This is a genomic window from Salinisphaera sp. S4-8 (genome assembly GCF_040361235.1).
GTDB lineage: Bacteria > Pseudomonadota > Gammaproteobacteria > Nevskiales > Salinisphaeraceae > Salinisphaera.
In genome coordinates, this window is the sequence record NZ_APNF01000016.1 from 14,359 (window position 1) to 37,602 (window position 23,244).

The 23,244-nt window shown below is 63.5% G+C and carries 18 protein-coding genes; 8 read left to right on the top strand and 10 right to left on the bottom strand.

The genetic code is table 11. The features are described from left to right. The first annotated feature begins 66 nt into the window (after positions 1-66). The 6 genes from S4A8_RS17535 to S4A8_RS17560 all read left to right on the top strand — a co-directional run bounded on the left by S4A8_RS17535 (position 67) and on the right by S4A8_RS17560 (position 7,046). Positions 67-747: a c-type cytochrome gene (locus S4A8_RS17535; RefSeq protein ID WP_353221127.1), complete on the top strand. Its 681-nt coding sequence runs from the start codon at positions 67-69 to the stop codon at positions 745-747. Between the two features lie 47 nt (positions 748-794). Then, positions 795-2,714 carry a copper resistance system multicopper oxidase gene (locus S4A8_RS17540; RefSeq protein ID WP_353221128.1) on the top strand — a complete coding sequence of 640 codons (1,920 nt, stop codon included), beginning with the start codon at positions 795-797 and terminating at the stop codon, positions 2,712-2,714. Beyond that, entirely contained in the window at positions 2,707-3,516 is an 810-nt protein-coding gene (locus tag S4A8_RS17545; protein WP_353221129.1) for a copper resistance protein B, read from the top strand. The genes S4A8_RS17540 and S4A8_RS17545 overlap by 8 nt, the downstream gene beginning before the upstream one ends. A 95-nt stretch (positions 3,517-3,611) precedes the next feature. Beyond that, positions 3,612-4,007, top strand: a complete 396-nt coding sequence (locus tag S4A8_RS17550; RefSeq protein WP_353221130.1) for a MerR family transcriptional regulator — start codon at positions 3,612-3,614, stop codon at positions 4,005-4,007. After that, positions 4,000-6,420, top strand: coding sequence for a heavy metal translocating P-type ATPase (locus S4A8_RS17555; RefSeq protein WP_353221131.1), 2,421 nt, complete (start codon positions 4,000-4,002; stop codon positions 6,418-6,420). Before S4A8_RS17550 ends, S4A8_RS17555 begins: the two co-directional genes overlap by 8 nt. A 236-nt stretch (positions 6,421-6,656) precedes the next feature. Continuing rightward, complete coding sequence (locus S4A8_RS17560) at positions 6,657-7,046, top strand: DUF2267 domain-containing protein (RefSeq protein WP_353221132.1); 390 nt, start codon at positions 6,657-6,659, stop codon at positions 7,044-7,046. On the opposite strand, the gene S4A8_RS17565 is transcribed toward S4A8_RS17560, so the two are convergent. Next, the gene (locus S4A8_RS17565) at positions 7,043-8,281 is read right to left on the bottom strand and encodes an MFS transporter (RefSeq protein ID WP_353221133.1); all 1,239 of its coding nucleotides are present in this window, start codon (positions 8,279-8,281) and stop codon (positions 7,043-7,045) included. The genes S4A8_RS17560 and S4A8_RS17565 overlap by 4 nt on opposite strands. A gap of 271 nt (positions 8,282-8,552) precedes the next feature. On the opposite strand from S4A8_RS17565, the gene S4A8_RS17570 reads away from it, so the two are divergent. Then, positions 8,553-9,974 carry a diguanylate cyclase gene (locus tag S4A8_RS17570; protein ID WP_353221134.1) on the top strand — a complete coding sequence of 474 codons (1,422 nt, stop codon included), beginning with the start codon at positions 8,553-8,555 and terminating at the stop codon, positions 9,972-9,974. A gap of 333 nt (positions 9,975-10,307) precedes the next feature. Continuing rightward, complete coding sequence (locus S4A8_RS17575; protein ID WP_353221135.1) at positions 10,308-11,966, top strand: putative bifunctional diguanylate cyclase/phosphodiesterase; 1,659 nt, start codon at positions 10,308-10,310, stop codon at positions 11,964-11,966. A gap of 249 nt (positions 11,967-12,215) precedes the next feature. Here the strand turns inward: S4A8_RS17575 and S4A8_RS17580 are convergent, their stop codons facing one another. From S4A8_RS17580 to S4A8_RS17620, 9 genes are all read right to left on the bottom strand, one after another. After that, positions 12,216-13,190 carry an oligopeptide/dipeptide ABC transporter ATP-binding protein gene (locus tag S4A8_RS17580; RefSeq protein ID WP_353221136.1) on the bottom strand — a complete coding sequence of 325 codons (975 nt, stop codon included), beginning with the start codon at positions 13,188-13,190 and terminating at the stop codon, positions 12,216-12,218. A 65-nt stretch (positions 13,191-13,255) separates the two neighbouring features. Next, on the bottom strand, positions 13,256-14,224 hold the full coding sequence (locus S4A8_RS17585) for an ABC transporter ATP-binding protein (RefSeq protein WP_353221137.1): 969 nt from the start codon (positions 14,222-14,224) through the stop codon (positions 13,256-13,258). After that, positions 14,221-15,072, bottom strand: coding sequence for an ABC transporter permease (locus S4A8_RS17590; RefSeq protein ID WP_353221138.1), 852 nt, complete (start codon positions 15,070-15,072; stop codon positions 14,221-14,223). The genes S4A8_RS17585 and S4A8_RS17590 overlap by 4 nt, the downstream gene beginning before the upstream one ends. Continuing rightward, positions 15,072-16,091, bottom strand: coding sequence for an ABC transporter permease (locus S4A8_RS17595; RefSeq protein ID WP_353180489.1), 1,020 nt, complete (start codon positions 16,089-16,091; stop codon positions 15,072-15,074). Before S4A8_RS17595 ends, S4A8_RS17590 begins: the two co-directional genes overlap by 1 nt. A 3-nt stretch (positions 16,092-16,094) precedes the next feature. Next, positions 16,095-17,714, bottom strand: coding sequence for an ABC transporter substrate-binding protein (locus tag S4A8_RS17600; RefSeq protein WP_353221139.1), 1,620 nt, complete (start codon positions 17,712-17,714; stop codon positions 16,095-16,097). Between the two features lie 955 nt (positions 17,715-18,669). Next, entirely contained in the window at positions 18,670-19,488 is an 819-nt protein-coding gene (locus S4A8_RS17605; protein ID WP_353221140.1) for an ABC transporter substrate-binding protein, read from the bottom strand. Positions 19,489-19,491: 3 nt separating this feature from the next. Further along, entirely contained in the window at positions 19,492-21,138 is a 1,647-nt protein-coding gene (locus S4A8_RS17610) for an amino acid ABC transporter permease/ATP-binding protein (protein ID WP_353221141.1), read from the bottom strand. Positions 21,139-21,418: 280 nt separating this feature from the next. Then, positions 21,419-22,309, bottom strand: coding sequence for a glycine betaine ABC transporter substrate-binding protein (locus tag S4A8_RS17615; protein WP_353221142.1), 891 nt, complete (start codon positions 22,307-22,309; stop codon positions 21,419-21,421). 45 nt (positions 22,310-22,354) lie between these two features. Then, positions 22,355-23,179, bottom strand: a complete 825-nt coding sequence (locus tag S4A8_RS17620; protein WP_353221143.1) for a phytanoyl-CoA dioxygenase family protein — start codon at positions 23,177-23,179, stop codon at positions 22,355-22,357. Between the last annotated feature and the right edge of the window lie 65 nt (positions 23,180-23,244).

Sequence of the window (23,244 nt, forward strand, 5' to 3'; positions counted from 1 at the left end):
CTCGCAAGGCATCGGCACATCGTGCCGGCTTCAGACGCGCACTGCCGTTTAACGGGAAACGAACGCATGCGAATCTTGAAAACGGTTCTGGCCACGCTGGCGATCAACCTTGGGGTCGTGATCGCTACAGCCGGCGGCATCATTTATTCCGGCGTCTATAACGTGGCCGCAACCAACGCGCACTGGCCGATCACGCATTGGGTACTCACCCAGACGGTGCACCGGTCGATCGAGCGGCAGGCCGCGAATATCGCGGCCCCGGCACTGGGCGCCGAACAGCAGTTGCTGGCGGGCGCCGCCAACTTCGAGGCCATGTGCAGTGATTGCCACGCCCCGCCGGGCCAGGGCCCGTCGGTCGCCGCCCGGGGCATGTACCCGAAACCGCCCGGCCAGGCGCACGCGGCCCACGAAAAGACGGCCAGCGAAATCTTCTGGGTGATCAAGCACGGCATCAAGGCCTCGGGCATGCCGGCCTGGGGCCCAACCCATAGCGACGATGAAATATGGGCGATGACGGCATTCGTCACGCAAATGCCGGATCTGTCGGCGGCCGACTACCGACACATGCTGGCGAGCGCACAGGCCCACGGTATCGGGCACGACCATGACCACGACAGCGACGCGCACAAACACGGCGCGCAGGCCCAACCCGACACACACGACGACGCCGAACCACGGACAACCCGACATGACGATGGCGATACCCCGCATGACCATGCAGCGCACGACACGCACGCCCACAGTTGAGCGCGCCGGCCTACGTCATCGCCCCATCTGGAATTCAGGAGCACCGAATGAGTAACCGAACACATGACAGCGAGCGCCGGCGCCTGCTGCGCGCCATGGGCGCAACCGGCCTGCTGGCCGGTTTCAATGCCCTGCTGCCAGCCTATGCCCGCGACGGGCTGGCGGCTGCCAGCCAGCGCCATCTGACCACGGGCGCAGCCCGGGTGGCCGGCGGCACACCCCGCGATGTGGACATGGACATCCATGTACGCCGCGAGCTGATCGATATCGCCGGCGGGCACGCCGCGGCGATCACCCTCAACCACACCACGCCCGGCCCGATCATCGAACTATGGGAAGGCCATAACGCTCGCCTGCGCGTCCATAATCATCTCGACGAATCCACATCGATGCACTGGCACGGCCTGCTGCTGCCGTTCCAGATGGACGGCGTACCGGGCGTGACGTTTCCGGGCATCGACCCGGGCGATACCTTCGAAGTCGATTTCCCGGTCCGCCAGGCGGGCACCTACTGGTACCACAGCCATTCGGGCCTACAGGAGCAAACAGGCCAGATCGGGCCAATCGTGATCCATTCGGCGCAAGACGATGGCATCGAGGCCGAGCGCGAGTATGTACTGATGCTCAGCGACTGGACCTTCGAGGACCCACACCGGATCGTGGCCAAGCTGAAGACGGTTAGCGACTACTACAACTTCAGCGAGCGCACGCTGGGCGATCTGGCCGAGGATTTTCGCACCGCCGGCGTTGCCAACACACTCAGGGATCGGCTGGCCTGGGGCGAGATGCGCATGAGCGCAAGCGATATCGCCGACGTGACCGGCCATACCTATACCTATCTGATCAACGGTTTACATCCGCCCGCCAACTGGACCGGCCTGTTCACGCCGGGCGAGCGCATCCGCCTGCGGGTGATCAATGCCTCGGCCATGACCTACTTCAACGTGCGCGTGCCCGGTCTGCCCATGACCGTGGTCGCGGCCGACGGCAAGGAGGTCGAACCCGTCGAGACCGACGAATTCCAGATCGGTGTTGCCGAAACCTTCGATGTGATGGTCGAGCCCAAGGCCGACCAGGCTTACACGGTCATGGCCGAGAGCATGGACCGCACCGGCTATGCCCGTGCCACCCTCGCGCCGCGTGCGGGCATGGTCGCGCCAGTGCCCGCGCTGCGCGAACCACGGCAGCGCACGATGATGGATATGGGCATGGACATGCGTCATATGGACATGGGCAACATGCACATGAGCCATGGCCAGCACGCCGAGACGATGGGGCACGCCAGCCAAGCCATGGACCACGGCTCGATGGAGAAGATGCCGGCCGCAGACCACGGGCACGAGATGGGCAACATGCGCGGCACGGGCACCATGGGCGAATCGGCCATGCCGATGGCCCCCGAAGGCCACGCGATGCAGATGATGCACCACGAGCACGGCCCCGACATGCACGGCCCAGGCAATATCAACGTTGCAAACGTGCAGCGCAACCGGCTGGCCGAACGCCCGACCGGCCTCAAGGACGTTGACCATCGCGTGCTCACCTACAGCCAGCTGCGCAACGTGCGGCCCATGCAGGATCGCCGCGAGCCCTCACGCACCATCGAAATCCACCTGACCGGCAACATGGATCGCTACATGTGGTCCTTCGACGGGGTGAAATACGCCGATTCAACGCCGATCGAATTCCCCTATGGCGAGCGCATCCGCCTGATTCTGGTCAACGACACCATGATGGAACACCCGATCCATCTACACGGCATGTTCATGGAGCTGGAAAACGGCCAGGGCGACCGGCTGCCCTTCAAGCACACCCTGAGCGTGCTGCCGGCCTCGCGTGCCTCGCTGCTCGTCACCGCCGACGAGCCCGGCCGCTGGGCCTTTCATTGTCACCTGCTCTACCACATGGAGATGGGCATGTTCCGTGTCGTGCGCGTGGCCGATCAGTCGGGAGAAGACGATGCTTAAACGAACGCTCGCGATGGCCTGCGGCGCGGCCCTGCTAGGCTTGAACAGTCTGGCCTGGGCGCAGACGGACAACAATGGCAAGGCCGATCTCGATTCGGTCATTCCCGGCGGCCCAATCGATCCGCACAGCGGCGCGCCGGCGGAATGGAACAAGCCGATCCACGATGACAAAGTCCATACCTTCGTACTCATCGACCGGCTGGAATACGGCGACGTCGAGGGCACGAACAACTATCTCTGGGACGCCCAGGGCTGGATTGGCGGCGACATCAACAAGTTCTGGCTCAAGACCGAAGGCGAAGGGCCGATGCATGGCGGCTCGCCCGAGGGAACCGAGTTTCAGGCGCTCTACAACCGCGCGATCTCGCCATTCTGGAATGCCCAGGCCGGCCTGCGTTACGACGTCAATCCCGACCCCGACCGTGGCTTTGCCGTACTCGGGCTGCAAGGCCTGGCGCCCTACTGGCTCGAGACGGATCTGGCCCTGTTCGTCAGCGAGGACGGCGATATCAGCCTTCGCAGCGAGTTCGAATATGAACTGCTGCTCACCCAGAAGCTGATCCTGCAGCCACGTGTCGAAATCAATGCCGCCGCGCAGGACGTACCGGAGTACGGCCTCGGCAGCGGCCTGAACAGTACCGAAATGGGGCTGCGCCTGCGTTACGAGTTCGTACGCGAGTTCGCCCCTTATATCGGGGTGCGCTGGGAGCAGAGCTATGGCGACACCCGGGATCTGGCCCGTGCCGAGAGCGAATCGAGCTCGTCGACCGCGTTCGTGCTCGGCCTGCGGGCCTGGTACTAAGGCTTGCCTCCAAAAGGCGAAACCGTGCCCCAGGCATCTTGACTCTTTAGCCGACTACGGACTTAAGATCCGGATCATCAATCGCAGGTGAATCCATGACCTATTCGATCGGACAACTGGCCAAGGCCGCGGATACCGGCATCGAAACCATTCGCTACTACGAGCGACGTGGCTTGATGCCGGAGCCGCCGCGTGCGGCCAGCGGCTATCGCCGCTATCCCGACGATGCCGCGCAACGGCTGCATTTCATTCGGCGCTCCAAGCGGCTGGGCTTCACGCTCGACGAAATATCGGCCCTGCTGCAATTGCAGGCCGGCGGCCAGCGCGCGGACATCAAGGCGATTGCCGAAGCCAAGCTCGAAGAAATCGAAACCCGCCTGGACGATCTGCAGCGCATGCGCACCACGCTTCAGGACATGACTCAGCGCTGCTCGGGCCACGGCCCGGTCGCGGGCTGCCCCATCATCGAAACGTTGAACGACAATGAGTAATTGCTGCCACGCCCGCGCCGACGGCGAGAATACGGTCAAGGACCCGGTCTGCGGCATGAGCGTCGTGCCCGGCGAAAAACCGCAGTACGACTACAACGGCCAGACCTATCATTTCTGCTGTGCGCGCTGTCGCGACCGCTTCGCTGCCGATCCGGAATCGTTTCTGAACCCGGTGCAAGACGACACGCCCGCGCCGCCCGGCACCCGATACATCTGCCCGATGTGCCCCGGCGTGGAAAGCGATCACCCGGACGATTGCCCGAAATGCGGCATGGCGCTGGAGCCGGCCAAACCGCCGAAACGCCAGACCCAGTACACCTGCCCCATGCATCCGGAAATCGTCCAGGACAAACCCGGCGACTGTCCGAAATGCGGCATGGCCCTGGAGCCGACCACCGTGAGCCCGGACAGCGAAGACCCGGAACTCAAGGCCATGCAACGCCGGTTCTGGATCAGCCTGCCGCTGGCGGCCGCCGTGTTCATACTCGCCATGGGCGACATGGTGCCCGGTGTGGATCTGCACGGCTGGCTGGGCGCGGGCTTCGGCTGGCTGCAGTTCGCCTTGGCCACACCGGTAGTGTTTTATTGCGGCGGTTTCGCCTTCAAGCGCGCCTGGCAGTCGCTGGTCAATGCCAGCCCCAATATGTGGACGCTGATCGCACTCGGCGTGGGCGCGGCCTATGGTTTTTCCATCGTCGCCCTGCTGTTGCCCGGCATATTGCCCGAGGCATTCATTCATAACGGGCGATCGCCGCTGTATTTCGAGGCTGCGGCGGTGATCATCACCCTGATTCTGCTTGGCCAGGTCATGGAGGCACGGGCACGCGGGGCTACCTCCCGCGCCCTGTCCGCCCTGCTGGATCTCGCGCCACCCAGCGCCCACCGGCTCGACGACGAGGGCAACGAAACCGATGTCGCCCTCGACGAGCTCGAACAGGGTGATCGCCTGCGTGTGCGGCCGGGCGAAAAGGTGCCAGTGGACGGCGTGATCATCGACGGGCGTTCCACGCTGGATGAGTCGATGATCACCGGCGAACCCGAACCCCAGAACAAACAGCCGGGCGACACGGTCACCGGCGGCACGGTCAATCAGGCCGGCGGCTTCGTGATGCGGGCCGAATCGGTCGGCGACGACACAGTGCTGTCGCGCATCGTGGATATGGTGGCTGCCGCCCAGCGCTCGCGCGCGCCGATTCAGGGCATGGCCGACAAGGTGGCCGGCCTATTCGTACCGGCGGTGGTGCTCGCGGCCGTCATCGCCTTCGCGGCCTGGGCGTTGTTCGGCCCGGCACCGGCGCTCTCCCATGCACTGGTCGCGGCCATTTCCGTGCTCATCATCGCCTGTCCCTGTGCGCTGGGCCTGGCCACGCCCATGTCGGTGATGGTGGGCATCGGCCGCGGCGCGCGCGAAGGCGTGCTCATCCGCGATGCCGAGGCGCTGGAGCGTATGCAGGACGTGGATGTGCTGCTCATGGATAAGACCGGCACGCTCACCGAAGGCGCACCGCGGGTGGTGGCCATCGAAACCGCGGACGACTTCGACGAGGCCGAACTACTGCGCCTGGCCGCAAGCCTGGAGCGCGCCAGCGAACATCCGTTGGCCCGCGCCATCTATAACGCGGCCAGCGAGCGCGGCCTGTCGTTGACCGAGGCGGCCGATTTCGAGTCGATCACCGGCCGCGGCGTGGCCGGGCGTATCGACGGCCGTACAGTCCAGATCGGCAATGCCGCGTTGATGACGCACAACCACATTGACACCACCGCCCTGACGACCCAGGCCAACGAGCGCCGTGGCCGCGGCGAGACGGTGATGTGGGTCGCGGTCGACGGCGCGCTGGCCGGTTTCGTGGCCGTGGCCGACCCGATCAAGGCCAACACGCGCGAAGCGGTGGCCATTCTTCACGATGCCGGCCTGCGTCTGGTGATGCTCACCGGCGACAGCGAAGCCACGGCGAAAGCGGTCGCGGCCGAGTTGGGCATCGACGAGGTCCATGCCGGCGCCCTGCCCGAGGACAAACACGCGCTGGTGGAAAAACTCCAGCAACAAGGGCACCGCGTGGCCATGGCCGGCGACGGCGTGAACGACGCGCCGGCGCTGGCCCAGGCCGACGTGGGTATCGCCATGGGCACGGGCACCGATATCGCCATGGAAAGCGCGCCGATTACGCTGGTCAAGGGCGATCTGCGCGGCATTGCCAAGGCCCAGCGGCTGTCGGCCCAGAGCATGCGCAATATCCGCCAGAACCTGTTCTTCGCCTTTGTCTACAACGGGGCCGGTGTGCCGATCGCGGCCGGCGTGCTCTACCCACTGCTGGGCACGATGCTCTCGCCGATGCTCGCTGCGGCAGCCATGAGCCTGTCGTCGGTATCGGTCATCACCAACGCGCTACGACTGCGCCGAGCTTCGCTCTAGGGCATGTCGTGACCGGATATGCCATCGCATTGCCCGTGCCGGGCGTGTCAGGCGAGGCGCGGGCCGCCGAGCGTGGCGGGCCCACGGTCAAGGCCCGTAACGACGCATGGCGCGTCCGGCACGGGCAATTACGTGGTTGTCCTGATAGCCGGGCCGATCTGGCGCGGGCACAGTGCGCGGCCTGTGGATACGTTGCCCGACGTGTCCGAATCGAACAATAGAACAAGGATTGCCTCATGCAGACCGAAGATTTCATTGCCCGCGTGGAACAGGCCAGCGGCGTCAACGATCGCACCGTGGCCACCAACGTGACATTCGCGACCATCGAATCGCTGTGCCTGCACCTGCCGCAGGAAGAGATTCGCCAGCTGACCTCGCAGCTGCCCTCGGAACTGTCGCAATCGGCGCTCAAGGGTGGCCAGCAACAGTCCGGCCAGGCTGAAGACACGGTCGCCCTCGACGACTTCTACAGTGAAGTCGCGACCCGCGCCAATATGGACGCCGCCGACGTGCGCGAACCCGTACGCGCGGTCATCGAGACCCTCAAGCAGGCCGTGACCACCGGCGAGTTCGTTGACGTGACCTTCGATCTGCCGCCCGAGCTGAACACGCTGCTGGCCAGCTAGCGCGAACCCTGCGCCCGGGCGCGGTCGCTTTCGATCGCGCCCAGGTTTTGCATGGCGATCGTGCCCACCAGCGGCCCCAGGGCGAGCAAGCCGAAGGCCCAGGCCCAGCCGAGGGCTTCGTGCACGATGGGAATCAGCCAGAGGGTGGGAATCGTCACCACGTACCCAATCGCCACCTGCAGAGTGAGCGCGGTACCGATATAGCGTTGATCGCCGAGCTCGGTGATCGCGGTGGAAAACTGGGCCGAATCGGCCACCACCCAGAAGCCCCAAATCAGCCCCACGAGCAGAATCAGCGGCCAGGCGCTGCCCGGAATGAGGCCGATGATCAGTGCACAGCTGCCGGATACGATCATCGCCAGGGACGTGGCGCGTGCCCGCCCCCAGCGATCGCCGAGCACGCCGCCCACCCAGCAGCCCAAGGCGCCCATGCCGATTGCGGCAAAAGTCGTCACCGCGCTCAGCGCTGCGGGCAACTGCGCCGCATTGCGGCTCAGCACATCGGCGAGAAATACGCCGAACCATGCCCACATGGCGTAGAGCTCCCACATGTGGCCGAAATAACCGATACAGGCCAGCCGCACGGGCCGATCGGCAAACACCTGCCAGGCCTTGCCCGGGTCGAACACCGCACGCGGAAAATCGAACGGCCCGTCGCGGCCCAGATAACGTGCAATCAAGCCGCCAGCCAGCGACATGAGCGAGCTCGCCGCGATCACCAGCCGCCAGTCCAGCCCGCCCAGGCCGTTGACCAGATGCGGCGTGGCCGAGCCGATCGTCAACGCGCCGACCATGATGCCCAGCGCCGTGCCGCGTTTGACCTTGAACCAGGTAGCCATGGCTTTCATTGCCGGGGGATAGACACCGGCCAGGCCTAACCCGGTCATCGCGCGCAACAAGACGGCCAACGCGAGCGGCGGCTCGAACAGCAATAGCGCATTCGCAAGCGCAGCCAGGCTCGCGCCGTAGCACATCAAATGGCGTGGCGGCAGGCGATCGGCGATATTGAAAACCGCGGCCATCAACGCACCCGCCACAAAGCCGATTTGTACCGCGATGGTCAGCCAGGCGGCCGCAGCCGCAGACAACCCCCAGAGTTCGCGCAACTGCGGTATGACCGCGGTGGCCGAAAACCAACCGGTCATGCCCAGCAGCATGGCGATCGCCAGTACCCCAAGCGCCTGCCAGCGCTCGGCCGGATCCCGGTGCGGGATTTCGCTCGCGGCCGGGCTCACGGCTTGATGCCCTGTCTCGCCTGTGCGCCCCCGCAATCATATGACGGGCGTTGCGTGGATATCGCCATGCGCTCCTCCGGTTCGCGAATGCCGCGGTCTTACAGCCGCGTTGATCTGACGTCGCACCGATGCAGCCTCGCATAAAGACGCCTTACACGCGTCATCGCCGCATGCGGTTTACGGTACGCTAGCCATTCGAATAGCCGCAGGTCGGCCTTTCCCGCACCGATGCGCTCAGCAATACGGCCCGAACTACCTCAGGAGACACGTGTTGAAACGTATAAGAGCGGCTGCGCTGGACGACGAAACATTGGCGATCGATACCCAGTCGTTGCGCGCCATACTCGCCTGCGTGTTCGCGGATGTCAGCGAGGCCGTGATCGTCACCGACCGTGATCGCCGTGTCGTCATGACCAACGAAGCCGCCAATACGCTGTTTCGGTATCCACCGGACGAATTCCGCGGTCTGCATACGCTCGCGCTATACGAACGCGCCGAAGATTTCGAACAGCTCGGCACCACCCACTACCACGGTGACGCCGACGGCGAACGCCACACCTATTTCATGCGCTACCGGCGCAAGGACGGTAGCGTCTTCGAGGGCGAGACCACGGGCGGCGCCATTCGCGGCAGCGACCAGAACCGGCCGATGTTTGTCGGCATCATTCGCGACGTGTCCTCACACATCGCCACCGACAAGGTGCTGCATTCGCTCCACCAGATTACCTCCGATCCCACGCGTGGCTTTGCGCAACGCCAGCGCGAGATCGTCGAACTGGGCGCGCAACATTTCGGCGTCCCCTACGGCGTGGTCGCCCAGATCGATAATCAGCACTACGAGATCAAGGAGGCGCATTCGCCCGACGGCAGTATCGTGCCCGGCACCGTCTACGACGTATCCGACACGTTTTGCTGGCACGTGATCGCCAAACACGGGCCGTTCGGTATTCATCATGCTGCCGAAAGCCAGTTGTGCACGCATCCCTGCTACAACACATTCCAGCTCGAGTCGTACCTGGGGGCGCCGATTACCGTTGATGGCGAACTCTATGGCTCGCTGAGTTTTTCCAGCCCCTTGCCAACGCCCCCATTCAACCAGCGCGACTACGATCTGATGGGCATGTTCGCGCAGTGGCTCGGCCATGAAATCGCCCGTCAGCGCGATCTCGACGCACTGCGCGAAGCCCACGAACGCGTACACCGACTCGCGACCCACGACGAATTGACCGGCCTGGGCAACCGGCGCCTGCTCACCGAACAGTTCGAGCAGGAACTCGAGCGTGTACATCGCTATGCGCGCAGCCTGAGCGTCGCACTCATCGATTTCGATCACTTCAAGCAACTCAACGACCGCTACGGGCACGCCGCCGGCGACGCGGCCCTGCAACTGTTCGCTCGACTGGCCCGGCAAACCCTGCGCGCCAGCGACACGATCGGCCGCTGGGGCGGCGAGGAATTTCTCGCGCTGTTGCCGGAGACCCCGCTATCGGCCGCCGCCGGCACGCTCGAGCGTCTGGTCGAAAGCGTGCGAAACACGCCGCTGGAAGTCGCCGGCGAACAGATCCCGCTGACTATTTCGGCGGGGGTGACGAGTACGCGCGGCAACGAATCCGTCGAGCAGGTACTAAAACGTGCCGACGAAGCCCTGTATCGCGCCAAGAACGACGGCCGGGATCGCGTGCATTGCCGTTGAGTCGGTCGCGCTCCAACCCCTTGCCCTGACCCTAGACGGTTCACGAAGCCGTCGTCCTCGCATCGATCGACGCGACTTGAAATCGGCTGGATAAAGTTGTCGTTAAAGCGGCCGATCATCCGACATGTTATCCATTCCCATCGCGCAGGCCCGGTCGCACCGACCTGCCCAGGGTGTGTCCCGATTTAGCGCGCAGCCGCGCCCGCGAGCAACCCGCAAGGACGCACGCCGTGATCGGCGGCGCGGTTGTGGTTGGCGTGATCCGCCCCGCGGTGCGTGTTTTCGTCTGATCCACACACGCTGGTATCGCGCTGCGACAGACAGGCCAGGAGCATGTTAGACAGCCTATCGGAGCTTGAAACAATCGCCACCGGCGTGGCCGTCATCGATGCCGAATGCCGTTTCGTGTCGGCAAACACTGCTTTTGCCCACCGCCTGAACATCGATACGCTGCCCGATCGGCTCACCGATATCGCCCTGGCGGACACACACAGCAATACCCTGCTCGGGCGCCAGCTGCGCGATCACGGCGAATCGGCACTCACGGTCGAAATCACACCCGGGCGGCCGCTCACGCTCTACTTCGGCGCCTGCCGTGCACAACGCCGTCTCGTCATTGCAGCCACGGGCTGGCCACAGCGCGACGAAACCACCCGCGAGCTCGCCGCCCAGCTCGACCCACTGACCGGCTTTGGCAACCGATTGATGTATGCCGAACGAATCCGTGCGCTCAAAGCGGCCAATGCCACCGCCAGCGCCGTACTCGTGATCGATCTCGATCGCTTCAAGCAGGTCAACGATACGCTGGGCCACGGCGCGGGCGACGAACTGCTCACCCTCGTGGCCCAGCGTATCCGTGCCTCGACCCGCGGTACCGACACCCTGATCCGTCTGGGCGGCGACGAATTCGCCATCCTGGTGCCCGACGAGCCGCGTGCCGAGGGCCTGAACGCGTTGGCGCAGCGACTGGTCGGGCTGCTGGGACGACCGTTTCTCGTTAACGGCCAGCAGATCAATATCGGCGCGAGTATCGGCATCGCCACCACCACCGGCGACAGCGAACGACTCGACGATCTGCTGCACCATGCCGATCTTGCACTCTACGATGCCAAACGTCGGGGGCGTGGCTGCCACCGTGTTTTCCGCGCCCAACTCGAACAACGCGCACTCGAGCGGCGTGCATTCGAGAGTGATCTCAGACAGGCCTTGGCGCGAGGCCAGTTCGTCTTGCACTATCAGCCGCAAACCGCGATCTCGGAACAACGCGTGAGCGCTTTCGAGGCACTCATTCGTTGGCAGCACCCCACGCGCGGGCTGGTGCGTCCCCGCGAGTTCATCTCGCTGGCCGAGGAAATCGGCGAAATCGTGCCAATCGGCAACTGGGTGATTCGCTGCGCTTGCGACCAGGCCATGACCTGGCCGGATACACGCCTGCGCGTTGCCGTGAATGTCTCGCCGGTTCAGTTCGCCAACGACGACATCATTGACGCGATAACCCAGGCCCTCGAAAACAGCGGCCTGGCGCCCGAGCGTCTGGAAATCGAGATCACCGAAGGCCTGTTGCTCGACGAATCACCCGCGATCATGCAACGACTGTGGGCGATCAAACAGCTGGGCGTCGCCATCGTCATGGACGATTTCGGCACCGGTTATGCGTCGCTGAGTTATCTCAACAATTTCCCGTTTTCCAAGATCAAGATCGACAAGACCTTCATACAGGACGGGCACTCGCCACGTGCGAAGGCCCTGGTCAGTGGCATCATCGCCATGGGCACCAATCTGAACATCGCGACCATCGCCGAAGGCGTGGAAACCGCCGCTCAATACGCACAAATCGAACACGACGGCTGCGATATTGCTCAGGGCTATTACATCGCCAAACCCATGCCGGCCGACGAAATCGCCGATTTTCTTGCGCGCTTTCACCGACCGGAAAGACGCGCCGCCCCTGGCGCATCAGCGTCGATCGGGCCCGTAGCAACCGGGCCATGAACATGGCCGGCGGGTTGTTCTCGTTGTCGCCGCTCAATCGCGATGAGCCACCGTCATAACCGATGCACCCAGGTATCGGACGTGATCAACCGCCAACGCGTCGCGCAGCAAATCGACAACCACAGCGTCGTCATAATCGGGCATCGCGCGTATGCGCACGCGGCGGCGCTGCCAGCGCCGAGTTCGACGCACGCATACGCGACACTGCGCGCTAATCTGTACCAGGCACAAACCGAATAGCAGCCGCCGTCAACGCTCGCCAAGCGCGTGGGCCTGCACTTCTTCGGCGAAGTGGCATGCGGCGGCATGTTGCGGGGCCATGCTCAACAACGGCGGTTCGCTTTGCTGACAGCGATCCTCGCCGCGCGGGCAGCGGCCGTAGAAACGACAGACGTTCGGGTCCGGATCGATCGGGCTGCGCGGATCGCCCGGCAGATGGATACGGACGATCGGACTTTCCTCGATCGTGCGCGGAATCGCGGAAATCAGCGCCCGTGTGTAGGGATGCGCGGACTGTTCGAACACCTGCTCGGCGGTTCCGCTTTCCACAATCCGGCCCAGATACATCACGATCACGCGATCGCAGAGCAGACGCACCACGTTGAGATCGTGGGAAACGAACAGATAGCTGATACCCAGGCGCGCGCGTAATTCGTCGAGCAGTTTGAGAATCACTGCCTGCACCGACACATCGAGCGCGGACGTCGGTTCGTCGAGCACAAGCAGGCGCGGCTCGGGGGCGAGCGCACGGGCAATATTCACGCGGGCTTTCTGCCCGCCGGAGAGCTGATGCGGCAGCCGATCGAGCAACTCTTCGGGCAGGCCGACATCGCGCGCGAGTTCGGCCACCCGGGGCCGGCATTCGGCGGTGGATAGCTTCTTGAGCCGCCGCAACGGTTCGGCGATCGCATCGAAGGCGCTATGACGCGGATTGAGGCTGTCGTGCGGATCCTGGAACACGACCTGAATCGCGCCGCGCTGCGGTGAGCGTGCGAACGCGCGGGTATTGATGGTCGCGATATCGTCGCCGTCGAAGCGGATCACCCCGGCGCTGGGTTCGATCAGCCGCGTGATCAGGCTGACCAGCGTGGATTTGCCACAGCCGGATTCACCCACCAGGCCAACGCTTTCGCCCGCACCGATCGTGAAGCTGACATCGTCCACGGCGTGCAGCTTGGGCGCCGGGCGTGACTGATGGCGAGCCCAGCCACGCAACGCCCTCATGGGCGCCGACTCGCCGTCGGAAACCGGGTACAGCTTGGATAGTCCCTGAACGTGGAGCAACGGTTTTATAGCGGCCTCCGACAAGCGAAATAGTGATCGGGCGCGCTGGCTTCGGCATCGAAGCGCGGCCCCGGATCGTCGCATTCGGCGACCCGCCGCGGGCAGCGCTCGGCAAAACGACAAACGGGCAGATGGGCATTGAGCGGCGGAATACGCCCCGGTACCGATTCCAGCGCCTCGAGTGCCGTGGTGCTGGTCGGCGTCGCTGCCATGAGTCCGGCCGTATAGGGATGGCGAGGTTTGTCGAACAACGACGCCGTGGGCGCGGTTTCGACCACCTGGCCGGCATGCATGACCGCGATCCGGTCGGCGTACTGCGAGGCCAGCGCGAGATCGTGGGTGATCAACAGCGTGGCCAAGCCGGTTTCCCGGCCGAGCTCGGCCAGCAGATCCATGATCGTGGCCTGGGTGGTCACATCCAGACCGGTGGTCGGCTCGTCGGCGATCAACAGACGCGGCTTGCAACACAGCGCAATCGCGATCATCACGCGCTGGCACAGTCCGCCCGACAGCTCGAACGGATAAGCGTCGTAGCGGCGTGCGGGATCGGGAATACGTACCTGTTCGAGTGCTTCGATCGCGCGGCGTTTCGCATCCCCTCGGGCGACCGGGCCGTGGCGTCGCAATACATCCTCGAGCTGATGACCCACCTTGCGAATGGGGTTGAGCGCGGTGCGTGGGCTTTGAAAGATCATCGCCATCTCACGCCCGCGTATATCGTTGAACTCGCGGCGTTTGGCGGCCAGCAGATCCATGCCACCGAAATGCACCTGCCCGTTGGGTATACGCGCAGCCGCATCGAGAATACCCATGATCGAAAACGCGGCTACCGACTTGCCGGAGCCGCTTTCGCCGACCACGGCCAGCGTCTCACCGCGCGCCACCGACAGGGCCACCCGGTCGAGCACGTGCACCATGCCCGCGCGGCTGCGAAATTCCACGCTCAGATCGGAGACGTCCAGCAACGCGCTCATGTGCGTCGCCTCGGGTCGATGAGATCGCGCAGCCCGTCACCCATCATGTTGAAGCAGAACACCGCAATCATCAGCGATACACCCGGAAACACTGCCAGCCACCATTCGCCGGAGACGATGAACTGTGCCCCCTCGGCGACCATGATCCCCCACTCCGGCGTGGGCGGGCGTACCCCCAGACCGATGAACGACAGCCCGGCCGCATTCAATATCGCCCAGCCCATGTTCAACGACAGCTGCACCATCATCGCCGGCAGAATATTCGGATAGAGATGGCGCGCGAGCACGCCGATATTGCCGTTGCCGGCGACTTTGGCGGCCGCGGCAAAACCGGATTCGCGACGTACGCCGATCTCGGCACGGGCCACGCGCGCATAAAACGGCAGGTTAATGACCGCCGTGGCATAGACGATGTTCTCCACGCTGTTACCGAGCACCGCGACGATGCCCATCGCCAGCACGAACAGCGGAAAGGCCATGACCGTATCGATAACGCGCCCGATCACGCGGTCGGTCCAGCCGCCGTAATAACCGGCGAGGCTGCCCAGCACGCTGCCGCCGAAAAACGCGAGCGCGACGGCCGATAGCGCGATCATCAGATCCAGCCGCGTGGCCACAATGACCCGGCTGAGTACGTCGCGGCCCAGGTGATCGGTGCCGAACCAGTGCTCGGCCGACGGGGCCATGAGCTTGATCGCGGTATCGCTGGCCAGCGGATCGTAGGGCGCAATCCACGGCCCGAAGGCCGCCAGCAGCACAAGGACGAAAAACATCGCAAAGGCCACGACCGTCAGCGGGTTTTCGCCGAGCACGTACCGGGCATGGGTCAGTGTCGAGGTTGCGGCCATTAACTTGCCGCCCTTATTCGGGGATCGATCACCGCGTACAGCAGATCGATCGTCAGATTGAGGGTGACGAACAACAACGCCATCGCCAACACGAAGCCCTGCACGGCGGCATAGTCAGAGGCCACCAACGCATCGATCGCGAAGGAGCCGATTCCGGGCCAGGAAAACACTTTTTCGACCAGTACGTTGGCCCCCAGCAGAAAGGAAAACACCATGCCCAGCGTGGTGAGCACCGACAGCAGTGCGTTGCGCAACGCATAGGTGAACAACACGGTGGATGTGGCCAATCCGCTGGCCCGGGCGGTGCGGATATAGTCGCTGGAAAGCACATCGAGCATGGCCGCCCGGGTCATGCGTGCAATCGGCGCCAACGCGAAGATGCCGAGCGTGAGTGCGGGCAGAAAGATATGCGCCAGACTGGCGCGAAAGACTTCGAAATCCCCCGCGATGAGGCTATCCACCAGATACAGGCCGGTCACCCGATCCGGCGCGATATGCATGAAATCCAGCCGGCCGAGCGGCGCGGGGGCCCAACCGAGCAGGTAATAGAAGACATAGACCAGCAGCAGACCGGTGAAAAACACCGGCATCGATACGCCTGTCGTCACGATGATCCGGCAGACATGATCGACCAGACTGTTGGGCCGGGTGGCCGCCAGTACGCCCAGTGGAATGGCGATCACGATCGCGATCAACAAGCCCAGCCCGGTCAACTCCAGCGATGCCGGCAGCCTTCGGCCGAGTTCCTCGGTGACATCGCGCCCGGTGCTCAGCGACACGCCCCAGTCGCCTTCCGCGAGGCCTTTCACATAGCTGGCGAACTGCACCGGCAGGCTGCGATCCAGGCCCATGGCTGCGCGCACCTGAGCGATGGATTCGGCATCCGCGGCCGGGCCGGCGTAATAGACGGCCGGATCGCCCGGCAGCGCCCGGGTGAGCAGAAATGTCACCAGAATCACGCCGAAGATCGTCGGCAGCGCCTCGAGCAGGCGCTTGCCGATCGTGGTCAATCCGGACACTTGCTAGGCCTTTTTCAGCGGCCGGCAATCGAGCTGGCGATGGAACCAGTACTGATAGCCTTCGACATTCTTCTGCATGGCCACGTCCAGGTTCGGCTGCCAGAGCGGTATCAGCGGCACGTCCTCGAAGGCGATGGCGATCATCTGCTTGATGTTGGGCACATAGGCCGGATCGTCGACCGGGATATGCAACGTCTCATCGACGAGCCGGTCGATGGTCGGGTTGCTGTAGTTCATCGAGTTGAACAGATGGCCTTTTACGTAGGCCCAGAAGAAGTAGTAGTCTGGGTAATTGAGCCAACCGCCGAAGTTCTTCAGATGCATGGCCAGGCTCTTCTCGACCAGCGCCTGTGTGCGCCAGTTCGCGCCCGGAATCTTGTCGATGGGCGTACGGATACCGATCTTGCCCAGGCTTTCCTGAATCAGCAGCGCGGTCGGCTCGGTCCATTGCGCCAGACCGAGATTGATCGATAGCGGCACCTCGAAACCGTTGCCGTGGCCGGCTTCCTCGAGCAAGGCGCGGGCCTTGTCGAGATCGGTGTCGTAGGGAAACGGCTGCGGCCAGTCTGCCGATGCCGGCGTGAACGACTGACCGCCGTGCATCATGCGCCCGCGCCGGTAGGCGGCGGCATCGAATATCTTTTCGTAGGGCAGCGCATAGGCAATCGCCTGACGCACGCGCTTGTCGTCGAAGGGTGCCATTTCCACGTTCAGGCCGAGCGCGTTGACACAGTTCTCGATCGGCACGCCGGCCACGTTGATCTTGCTGCTGGCATGCAGGTCGGCCGCCTCCTTGGGTGGCAGATCGAGCGAGATATCGGTATCGCCACGCTCGATGAGCGCCCGGCGTGTAGACGCCGACGGCACTTCGCGGATGATCACCCGCTTGAGCGCCGGCACTTCGCCGTTCTGCCAATCGTCGTAGCGTTCGTAGACCGTCTGTTCGCCCGGGTCCCAGCGCAGCAGCTTGTAGGCACCGCCACCGGCCGGGGTGCGGTGCAGATAATCGGTGGCCCAGGGATCATCGTCGTTGGCATGGGCCTTGGCGACTTTCGAATTGATGATGATCGGCACCGGCACGGCCAGATCCGGCAGCGTGAGCTTGCTCGGACGCAGGAAGTTGATCTTGAAGGTGTGCTCGTCGACCACTTCGAACTGCTCGGGTTTTTCCAGCGAGCCGGCCTTCATCTGCACGGTGGGAAAGCCGCCGACGGTCACGGCGCGATCAAACGACCATTTCACATCACTCGCGGTGACCGGCTTGCCATCCCAGAAGGTGGCGGACTTGCGCAGGTGGAATATCGCCGACATCTTGTCGTCGGCCACTTCCCAGCTTTCGGCCAGCTCCGGTACGAGGGTTTCGTAGTCGTAGGACACGGTACCGTCGTCCAGCGTCTTGGTGCCGTAACTGAGCAGCCGATCATAGAGATTGACCGCGATCGCATAGCTCGGCCGATTAGTGCCCTCGCGATGAATATCCATGCTGTTGGGCCCCGCGCCGGTGACGACCACCAGTGTTTCGCGGTTGCCGGCTGCATGCGCCGGCATGAACTTGAACAACGGCAGACTACCCGCCGCGCCCGCGATCCATGCACTGTTCTTGAGAAAGGTTCTGCGATCCATGCCAGCCTCGTAGCGATAGGCCGATGCGCCCGCCCAGCACACCGAATTTCAAACAGGCCAGGGCTATCGCAATTTGTGTACCAGCTTGCATACATCCTGATGCGACACCGGTTCGCGTCTGCGCGGCGCCTGTATTACACCCTGTCCGGGCATGGGGCAGCACCCACGCTCCGACCATGCCCCAAACAGGTGCAGCGCCCGTTGAAACGGCACGGTGCGATCGGCAAAGCAGTGCAGGGCGCGGTGCCGGTGCCTACGTACGAAGTCGGCTGTCACACAATCTGCGCCGTGCGCGATTTCAGTCCTTGAAGAAAGAAAAACGGTCCGCCAATGAACGCCAATAAACGCGAATGGAAGAGGGCTTGGGCAGCAGCACGGGCTTCGGTCGTTGAAGACAACCACAGATTACGCAGATTCAACAGATTAGAAGAACGCCAGATCCGCGACCGGTCAACGCGCCCTGCTCTGACGCATGCCGGCGCAGCGCGAATCGGCCTGTCGCAGCATCTGTCTTTATTCGCGTGTCTTCGCGTTCATTGGCGGACAACCTGCTTCTTGAGCGCGCGACCACCCAGCTCGCGCTACCGTGCGGTTAAGTACGAAGCCGCCTGTCACACAATCTGCGTCATCTGCGGAATCTGCGGTTCCTGCCTTCAAAGAAAGGAACGATCCGCGACTAAACGCCAATAAACGCGAATGAAAGACGCCATGCGGACACGGCTGCCTTCACGGCCGCCGCATTTCTGCGTTTGCTCGGTTGAATTCCAGCCCCCCACTCGAAGCGATCTATACACATTCGCGTTTATTGGCGTTCATTGGCGGACAACCCGCTTGACCGAGCAGTGCAGCCGACTGCGTTTCAATCCTGATCCAGAATACAAAAGGCAGATACCGGCGGGTGCCGGCGGGTGCCGATATCTGCCTTTCGTGGGCCGACGGCCCAGCGGAACGGCTTTTAGTCGTCGGTCTTGATCAACGCCTCGACCGGAATATCCCACTTCCTGGCGTGCTCGTCGGCGGTGCCCGAACTCATGTACCAGGCCATGTCTTCCTTAATGTCGGCGGCGAAGTCGCTGTTCTTGCGGATTGCGATACCCACCTTGGTGGTGTTCGGGTCGCGAAAGGCGATCTCGAACTTGCCTTCGTTCTGGCTCTGGGCATAAGCCAGCGTGGTCAGCGTTTCCAGGATGCCGGACAGGCGGCCGTTGGCCAGCTGCGGGATTTCCTGGGCGACCGACGGGTAGGACTTGGGCTGGATCGCCGGCTTGCCCTGTGATTCGCAATGCTTTTCGCTGGCTGCGGTCACGGCATCCATTTCCGGCGCGCTGCCGGTGAGAATGCCGATATTCTTACCGCACATGGCGTCGTAGCTGGTCAGCGTGTCTGCATCGTCGGCACGCACCATCACGGCAAAGCCGTTCTCGATGTAGTTGATGAAATCCACGCTCTTGCGGCGTTCGGCGGTGTTGTAGATATCGGAGACGACCATATCCACGCGCCCGCTCTTGAGCGACGGCAGCAGGCCGTTGAACGCACTCGTCTTGAGTTCGTAGTCCCAGCCGCCGTGTTCGGACATCGCCTCGATCATGTCCATCTCGAAGCCGATCACCTTGGATGTGTCGTCGGGATCGCGATAGCTCAGCGGCGGGAAGTCCGCCGAGGTAGCAATCGTGTAGGAATCGCCGTCGGCAGCGAATGCCGGCGCCGTGGTAACGGCTGCGGCCAGCAGGGCCGATACGGTCATCAGTTTCTTGAAGGGTGTGGTCTCGGTCATGGCTCATGCCTCTCGGGTTTTGGATGATCTGCCTTCGGAACGTTGCTCGATGAGATGCACGAAGTTCTTCGTGCGCGGGTTGTCGGGCGCGTTGAAGACGTCTTCGGGCGCGCCGTGCTGAACGATCTCGCCGTTTTCCATGAACACGACCTTGTCGGCCCAGTCGCGGGCGAACACGATCTCGTGACTGACCACGACCATGGTCATGCCGGATTCGGCGAGCTTGCGCATGAGGTCGAGCACCTCGTTGACCAGCTCGGGGTCAAGCGCGGACGTGGGTTCGTCGAACAACAGCAGCTTGGGCCGCGTGGCAACCGCGCGAATGATGGCGATACGCTGCTGCTGCCCGCCGGACAGCTGATGCGGGTAGTGGTTTTCGTATTCGGCCAGGCCCGCCCAGGCCAGCAGTTCGCGGGCCTCGGCCCGGGCCTGCTCGCGTTGGGTGCCGTGGACACGTACCGGTGCTTCGATCACGTTTTCGAGCACGGTCAGGTGATCGAACAGATTGAAATGCTGAAAGACCATGCCGACGCCGACCTTGGCACGAGAGCGCGCCGCATCGCGCAGCGGTACGGGGCGACCGGCGGATGAGCGATAGCCCACGAACTGGCCACCCACGGTGATCTCGCCGTCGTCGACGGTTTCCAGCCGGTTGATCGTGCGCAACAGCGTGGTCTTGCCGGAGCCGCTGGGCCCGATCAGAAACACCACCTCGCCCGGGAAGATATTGAACGACACATCGCGCAGCACGCGTTTGCCGTGGAAGGATTTAGATACCTTGTTGATCACCACGTACGGCCGGCGCGGGCCGGCGCCGGGCTTGCCGTCTTTGCTGGCCAGCGCCCGCCCCGGGTTCAGGAATTTCTGCAGCGCCGGTGCTTCGCTGTCGATTGGCTTGTCGTCGTGCCCCGCACCCGCCGGTGCCGTCGCGCCGGTGAGCGGGTTCTCGCCGCGTTCGCGCCCGGCCTGTGCAGCGAGAGCAATGGCATGCCCGCGTCGTTCGAGATCGAGATGACGTTCGAGATAATTCTGGGCCAGCGCAATCAGCGTGGTGGCGCCGAGATAGAGCACGCCGGCCGCCAGGAAGACCTCGACATATTCGAAATTGGTCGAAACCACCTGCTCGCTGCTGAGCGTAAGCTCCTGCACGGTGATCACCGAGGCCAGCGACGTATGCTTGACGATGACCATGCCTTCATTGGCCATGGCCGGCGCGATCGAGCGCATCGCCTGCGGCATGATCACGCGATACATGATCTGCCACGAGGTAAGCCCCAACGCACTGGCGGCATCGCGCTGGGTTTTCTTGATCGACTGCAGACCGCCGCGGATGATCTCCGACATGAAGGCGATCTCGTTGAGCATCAGCCCGAGCACGGCCGTCCAGAAGGCACTGAGGCCCAAGCCGATCAGCGGCAGCACGTTGTACCAGAACAACAACTGCAACAGGATCGGCGTACCGCGCATCACCCAGATATAGGGAATGGGCAGCAGCCGCACGATCCTGTAGTGCGACAGGCGCATCATCGCCATACCCAGCGAAAACGGCAGCGCCGCCGCGAAGGCAATCACGGCGATGATCATGGCCGTTTTCAGCCCTTCCCATAGCAACGGCAGGGTCAGGTAATGCAGAAATGCGCTGGCGTCCATCGAGCCCTCTGTTTGGTGTCGCGCGCCGCCGCCACGGGGTGGCGCCAGAAAACGCGACAAACGGTTGTCGTGCCGCGCTCGGCGCCGGTCAGGCCGGCTGCCGATGGCGGTGTCTGATGGCCGCGGCAAATGCTGCAGCGCAGCATTTGCCGATCGTTACCCATGCAACGACTTCGGCCTTGCGTTAAAAAAGCGGGCCCGCGCCGCCCCCGCGGCGCAGCCCGCTACCCCCTAAACGGGTTGCCGACCGGCGCCTGCCCCGGGCGCCGGCTCGGTTTGGTTAGCCTGCCTCGGCGAACCAGGATTTGATCTCGGCTTCGTGCGTATTCATGTAGTCGTCGATGGCGGTGTCGATGCCGTCTTCCTGTGCCGCCACCATGGCGCGCTGCAGCTCGTCGAGCGGGAAGTTCATGTTCGTGAAGAACGTGGCGATTTCCGGGTAGTCCGTCTTGAAGCCCTTGCGCACCAGCGCATCCACATGCTGTGGATTGCCCAGCATCTGCTTGGGCTCATCGAGAAAACGCAGGTCCCAGCGGCCGAAGATCCAGTGCGGTGTCCACACCGTGGCCACGATCCATTCCTTGCGTTTGACCGCCCGGGCCAGTGCCGCGGTCATGGCTGCATCGCTGGAGGCGACGAGCCGGTAGTCCTCCAGGTCGTAGGCGGACAGCATTTTCTGCGAGATCTGCATTTCGCCGGCGCCCGGGTCGATACCCTGAATGCGCCCCTTGAGCTTGGCGCGGACCTCGGGCTTGTTCAGATCCGCGATCGAGTCGAGCTCGGATTCCGGCACATAGGCAGGCACCGCCCAGCCCATCTGGGCACCGCTGTACAGCGGGCCGAGATCGTCGACATCGTCCTTCACGCGTTGCCAGTAATCGGCATGCGTGTCCGGCAGCCAGGCCATGAGCATGCCGTCCAGACTGCCCTCGGCCACACCCTGGTACTGCACGGCGATATTGGCCATGCGCAGGGTTACCTCGTAGTCGCTGTACTTCTCGATGGCACGTTCGGCCAGCTTGGTGACGAACTCCGTGTCCGCCCAGGCGGTCCAGCCGATCACGATTTCCTGGTCGGCCGGGTCGTCGCCCTGGGCTGCGCCGGCGCTCGCGCACCAGGGCAGGATGAGTAGAAGAGCGATGCCCGCCCAATACGATTTATGCGTTTTCATGTAATTCCCCAAGTTCGGATTATTGAATTGATGAGCGTTGACGAATCAGGCGTGTTTGGCGGCCTGCTTGGTGACCTCGGGGTTCTGGTAGCTCTCCCAGATCTGGCGCAGATAGGCCATGCACTGCTCGTCGAGCACGCGCTGGGGCACCGGATCGCTGTCCCAGTGGCCATGGCGATCCTCGCCACGAACGAGCATTGCGCTACGCCGCCCAAGCGTGGAAACCACATGGGCCGGCATATAGAAAAAGGCGATACCCACGCGCCGCTGATCGGTGTGGTTGCCGCGCGAGCCGTGCACGGTGCGCTCGTGATGCAACGAGAACTGGCCCGCGCGCAATGCCATCTCGACCGCGTCTTCTTCTTTGAGCCCGCGAATGGTCTGGCCGCGCGAAAGCAGATTCTTCGGGTCGTAGGTTTCGTCGTGATCGAAATCCTGGCCACGGTGCGAGCCGGGCAGCACGTTCAGGCAGCCGTTGTCGGGCGTGGCATCGGTCAGGGCCAGCCAGGCGGTGATTTCCTGATGCGGATCGAGACCGTAATAGGCCGAATCCTGGTGCCAGGACACGAAGCGATCATCCTGCTCGCGCTTGGCGAACAAGGACGAGCCGAACAACAGAATGTCCGGCCCGATCAGCGATTCCACCGCATCGAGAATCGCCGGGTTACAGGCCAGATCCACAATCCACGGGGCGGCCAGATGGGCCTTGATCTTGAGATATTTCTGCGGGTCGGTCTTGAGCTCGGTTTCCATCGCCTCGAGCTTGGCCAGGCAGTCGGCTGCCTGTTCGGTTGTCAACGCATCGAGTGGATAGAGATACCCCTGCTCTTCAAAGTGCTGAATCTGTTCGGTGCTAAGGCTGTTCGACATGGTTAGGCTCCGGATACAGTGGGTTGCAGAAACGCTTCGGCATGGCGTAGCGCCCCATCCGCGCA